3 protein-coding genes and 1 pseudogene are annotated in these 5,221 nt (G+C 72.4%); all 4 read right to left on the reverse strand.

Going from position 1 to position 5,221, the window contains the following annotated elements; translation table 11 throughout:
• Positions 1-314: 314 nt before the first annotated feature.
• Complete coding sequence (locus tag FNQ90_RS11860; RefSeq protein ID WP_182606341.1) at positions 315-1,328, reverse strand: carbohydrate ABC transporter permease; 1,014 nt, start codon at positions 1,326-1,328, stop codon at positions 315-317.
• A 127-nt stretch (positions 1,329-1,455) separates the two neighbouring features.
• Positions 1,456-2,757: an ABC transporter permease subunit gene (locus FNQ90_RS11865; RefSeq protein WP_182606342.1), complete on the reverse strand. Its 1,302-nt coding sequence runs from the start codon at positions 2,755-2,757 to the stop codon at positions 1,456-1,458.
• 213 nt (positions 2,758-2,970) lie between these two features.
• Positions 2,971-4,389 (reverse strand): ABC transporter substrate-binding protein, encoded by a 1,419-nt coding sequence (locus FNQ90_RS11870; RefSeq protein ID WP_182606343.1) that lies wholly within the window; start codon positions 4,387-4,389, stop codon positions 2,971-2,973.
• A gap of 291 nt (positions 4,390-4,680) precedes the next feature.
• Positions 4,681-5,221 (reverse strand): annotated as a pseudogene (locus FNQ90_RS11875) (cell division protein FtsK); the annotation flags it as partial.

Below are 5,221 nucleotides of genomic sequence, written 5' to 3' on the forward strand. Positions count from 1 at the left end.
CGCGGTGACCGCCCGGTTCCGGGCGGGGGAGGGAGCCGAGCCGGTGACCGGTCGGTGGGCCTTCGAACTGCGGAAGGACCGGGTGTCGCGGGTCGAGACCGAGGGGACCCCGGTTCCGGGGGCCTGAACCCCGCCCCCGGAACCGGGGCCGCTCGACAGATGTGCGACCGCTCCCGGGAGCGGTGCGTAACTCATCCCTTCGGATGAGCGCGGAAAAGCCCCCGCGCGCCACTCGGTGAGGCGAACGCGCGGGGGCCGGCGTCGACACGGATGTGCCGGCCGCCCCTCACCTCATAGAACTCACCTCACGGAACTCACTTCACGGAACCGGCCATCACACCGGCCACGAATTGACGCTGGAAGGCGAAGAAGATCGCCAGCGGCACCAGCATCGAGATGAAGGCACCCGGCGCCAGCACGTCGATGTTCGCGCCGAACTGTCGCATCTCCTGCTGCAGCGCCACCGTCATCGGCGGGTTGCTCGAGGAGGCGAAGATCAGCGCCACCAGCAGGTCGTTCCACACCCACATGAACTGGAAGATCGCCAGCGCCGCGATCGCCGGGCCTCCCAACGGCAGCACCACCCGGGTGAACAGCCGCACCTCGCCCGCTCCGTCCAGGCGCGCCGCCTCCAACAGTTCGCGGGGGATCTCCGCGAAGAAGTTCCGCAGCAGGAAGATCGCGAACGGCAACCCGAAGGCCGCGTGGAAGAGCACCACGCCGGGGATCGTCTCGAAGATGCCCAGCACGTTGAACAACCGCGCCACCGGGATCAGGGCCACCTGGATCGGCACCACCAGCAGAGCCACCACCAGCAGGAACCACCAGTCCCGACCGGGGAAGTCCAGCCAGGCGAAGGCGTAGGCGGCCATCGCCCCGACCACCACCACCAACACCGTGGAGGGCAGCGTGATCGCCACCGTCGTCCAGATGGAATCGGTGAAGGCGGACTTCCCCAGCAGGTTCGAGTAGTTCTGCACCGACCACTGCGAGGCGTCCGTCAGGGCCGTCCACCACCCGCCGGCGGAGATGTCCCGCGCATCGCGGAAGGAGGACACGAACAATCCCGCGGTCGGCAGCAGCCACAGCAGGCCGAACAGGATCAGGACCACCTGGGCGGCGCCACCGGCGGTCGCCGAGGCCAGGCGGGAGGCGACGGAGCGCTCCTTGCCCCGGCCGGCCGGTCCCGCCGGTCGGCCCGATCCGTCGGCCCGCGGATGACGCGGCGGTTCGGGTCGGACCGGGGACAGGGCCCCCGGGGTGTCGGCGTCCGAGCCGTCACCCCGACCGGAATCCGCGGAGGAGGGGGGGATGTGGGGCGTGCTCATCGTGATTCCTCCTGTCCCCGGGGTGCTTCCCCGCACCGGGCCGACCCTCCGCACCGGTCCCGGACCGCCGGGGCCGGCGACGCGGCGGGACCCGGGACCGGTCGACCGGGGGCGTGCGCTTCCCGCCTCATCCCTTGCGCTCCTGTCGCAGTCGTCGGATGTTGAAGATCATCACCGGCACCACCAACAGCAGCAGGAAGACCGCGATGGCGCTGCCCAGGCCCTGGTTGGGGCTGGTCCCGAAGGAGGAGAAGTACAGTTGCAGCGCCAGCACGTTGGCGTCCGGTTGGGTGGAGCCCGGCGCGATGATCAGCACCAGGTCGAAGATCTTCAGCACGTTGATCATCAAGGTCACCAGCACCACCGCCAGCACCGGAGCCAGCAGCGGGACGGTGATCCGCCGGAACACCTGCCATTCGTTGGCTCCGTCCACCCGGGCGGCCTCCAACATCTCGCGCGGCACCCCGGCCAGGCCGGCCGCGATCAGGACCATCGCGAAGCCCGCCCACATCCACACGTAGCTGCCGATGATGGCCGGGGTCACCAGGGTCGGACCCAACCAGTCCACGCCGTTGAACGAGGCGGCGAAGTTGCTCGCCGCCAGTCGCAGTTCGGCCCCGTCCGCCTCGGCCGGCAGCGAGAAGGTCCCGTCGGCGCCGGCCGTGGCGGTGGCGATCACCGTGCCGTCGCGCACCGCCTCCACGACCATTCCCGGCAGGCCGCGCTCGTTCTCGTCGACCACCCCCGGGTCGCCGCCCCCACCCGGGGCGAAGTCCAGCCACACCACCCCGACCACCGCGTCGGGGGCGGGCTCCGGCTCCACCGCCTGCCCGGCGTCCGCCACCCGCGGCGGTGCCACGCCGACCAGCGGCAGCAGCGCCGGTTCACCGACGGCGGCGGGCTCGGTGGCCACCAGGCTCTCCTCCGGTCCCGGCTCCAGCCCGCTGTCGGGCCGGGGCCGGGCGTCGGGCCAGGGCGCGCCCTCGGAGAAGGTGTCGTTCACCGAGACCAGGATGGCGTTGGCCACGCCCCGGTCCGGGTCCGCCTCGTACACCAGGCGGAAGATGATGCCGGCGGCCAGCATGGAGATGGCCATCGGCATGAAGATCACCAGTTTGAAGGCGGTGGACCAGCGGATCCGCTCGGTCAGCACCGCGAAGATCAGACCCAGCGCGGTCGCCAGGGCCGGCGCCACCAGGATCCAGATCAGGTTGTTCTGCAGGGCCCGCCGGATGGCGGGGTTGGCGAACATCTCCCGGTAGTTGTCCAGCCCCACGAAGCCGGTACCGGGCGCGTCGAAGAGGCTGCGCCACAGGGAGTACCCGATGGGATACACCACCAGGGCCCCCAGCAGCAGCAGGGCGGGCAGCAGGAAGCACGCCACGGCCCATGGGCGGGCGCGTATCACCGCCGGTCGGCCATCAGCCATCCGTCACTCCGTCCATCGGATGTCGGGTCCATCGGTTCCAGGCCCCCGGGTCGTCCCCCGGGGTGCCGGGGCGGATCGGGCGGACGGTCCCGGGGCCGCGCCGGTGAGGGGGCGCCGGGAGTCCGTCGGGGCCCGCCCCGACCGACCGGGGCCGGGGAGCCGTCCGCACCGGGACGCGCTCCCCGGCCCCTTCGTCGGGGCGGGCGTCGGGGCTCAGTCCCCGTAGGCCCGCGCCGCCTCGCTCTCCAGGTACTCCTGGACCCCGGAGATGTCCTCGGGGTCGCGCAGGAAGTCCTGCAGGGCCTGCCACATGCCCTGACCGGTGGTGCCGCCGAACGCCGCCGGAGCCTGGTCGGAGAGGTCGAAACGGAAGTCGTCGCCCGCGGCGATCAGCGCCTCCGCGATGTCCCGCTGCACGTCGTCCGGGTAGGCGGAGGTGTCCAGTTCGCGGTTGGGGGACAGGAAGCCGCCGCCCTCGGCCCAGATGCGGGCCGCGTCGGCCGAGGCGAACCAGGCCAGCAGCGCCATCTGCGCCTCGCTCGCCTCGCCGTCGGGGGCCAGCGCGACCGCGACGTCACCGCCGCTGACCACCGGCGGCTCACCGCCCACCGCGGGGAAGGGGAAGACCAGCGCGTCCTCGCCGACCACGGCGTCGGTGCCGTCGGCGATCACCGAGGCCACGAAGTCGCCCTCGTAGACCATGCCCGCCGCCGGGTTCTCCAGGTCGGCGAAGGTCTGCGTGACGGAGGTCGGGAAGTCGGTGCGCAGGGCGCCGTCCGGGCCTCCGGCCAACAGTTGATCGGAGCCGAACAGGTCGGCCAGGGTGGTCAGCGCCTCGGTGACGCTCTCGTCGGTCCACGGAATCTCGTGGGCGGCCAGTTGGTCGTACATCTCCGGACCGGCCTGCGAGAGGTAGATGTTCTCGAACCAGTCGGTGAGCGTCCAGCCGTCGCTCCCGGCCACCGAGACCGGCGGGGTGCCGGAGTCGGAGATGGTCCGCGCCACCTCGATGAACTCATCCCAGGTCTCCGGCTCGGAGACCCCGGCGTTCTCGAAGGCGGTGGTGTTGTACCAGATCAGTGACTTGTTCGCGGCTTTGACGTAGACGCCGTACTGCTCGCCGTCATGGGCGCCCAGATCCCGCCACCCGGCGGCGTAGTTGGCGTTCAGCTGTTCCATGACGGCGTCGTCCACGGGGGCCGCCCAGCCCTGCTCCGCGAACTCGTGCAACACGCCGACCTGCGGCAGCACCACGATGTCCGGCGCCGCGCCACCCGCGATCTTCTGCCCCACGAAGGTGGCCACGTTGTCGCCCGAGGGGACGAAGCTCACCTCGGCGCCCGTTCGACTCTCGAACTCGGCGACCGCGGACATGAAGTTGGCCTGCTCCGCGCCGGTCCACACCGCCGCGATCTCCAGGCGCTCACCGCTCAGGTCGGGCAGTTCGATCGAGGACTCGACGCTCCCGCCGTTGTCACCGCCGTCCCCACCGCCGCCGTTGTTCCCGTCGTCACCGTTGTCACCGCCACACGCCGTGGTCAGGGCCAGGGCGGTGGCCACCGCGACGACTCCCGCCGTGCGCCCCACGCCCCTTCGTCGGCCGGTGCCGACCCCGGTGGTTCCCGTTCTCATCCGTCGCCCTGTCAAGCGCATCTCATCGCCTTCTCGCCGGGACGCGACGGATCGACCCGGGGGTCGGGACCGCCGCGTCGCATGTCCCGTTCGTTCACAGGTCCTACGCCGCGACGTCCCCCGTCACAAGGAGGTAAACGCTCCCAACTCCGGTTCGTGACAGGGCTGTTATCGGAAGATCGGATTATGGGGTCGAAGTGACCCGGCGGAGCCGACGGTTCCGCCGGCCCGGGTCCGGGCCCCTCGGCGCGGGCGGGACCCGGAGGTCCGGCGCGGGACGGAACGCGCGCCTCACACCGGGGAGGCGGCGTGCATCGTCCTTCCCGCCCGCGCGGCGGCGCTCGCCAACAGCGCCGCGTCGGTGGGGCCGTTCCCCAACTCCCGCACCGGACGCCGGGTCGGCGGGTCCCCCGCCCGGGTCCAGTCCAGCGGCACCACGGTGGGGCGCAGCGTCGAGGTGCGGGGGATGCGACCGGTCACCCGGGCCACCTGGAGCGCCACCGGCTCCGCCCCGGTCCGCAGCACCTCTCCCCGCCCGGCGGGGGAACCCACCAGCCGCACCCGGGCACCGGGCGCCGTGCTCGGCCCGCCCGCCCGGATCAGATGCACGCCCAGCCGGGCACCGGAGGCCGCGACCGCCTCCAGTATCCGAACCATCGACCCCGCCGCCGGCCGGCCCGGGTCGCCCGCCGCGGGCGCCCACAGGCTCTCCGAGTCGTCCACCAGGACCACCAGGCGGGGCATCGGCCCGCTGCCCGGCGCGAGCATCGCCGGGAGGGGAACCCCGTCCTCCCCGTCCTCCCCGCCCGGCGCGGGAACGGTGAATCCGGAC

Source organism: Streptomyces alkaliphilus, assembly GCF_014141535.1.
Taxonomy (GTDB): domain Bacteria; phylum Actinomycetota; class Actinomycetes; order Streptomycetales; family Streptomycetaceae; genus Streptomyces; species Streptomyces alkaliphilus.

Excerpts from the sequence above, each read along its gene's own strand:
- FNQ90_RS11870 (WP_182606343.1), bottom strand. The coding sequence starts at position 4,389 with ATGAGAACGGGAACCACCGGGGTCGGCACCGGCCGACGAAGGGGCGTG.
- FNQ90_RS11865 (WP_182606342.1), bottom strand. The coding sequence starts at position 2,757 with ATGGCTGATGGCCGACCGGCGGTGATACGCGCCCGCCCATGGGCCGTG.
- FNQ90_RS11860 (WP_182606341.1), bottom strand. The coding sequence starts at position 1,328 with ATGAGCACGCCCCACATCCCCCCCTCCTCCGCGGATTCCGGTCGGGGT.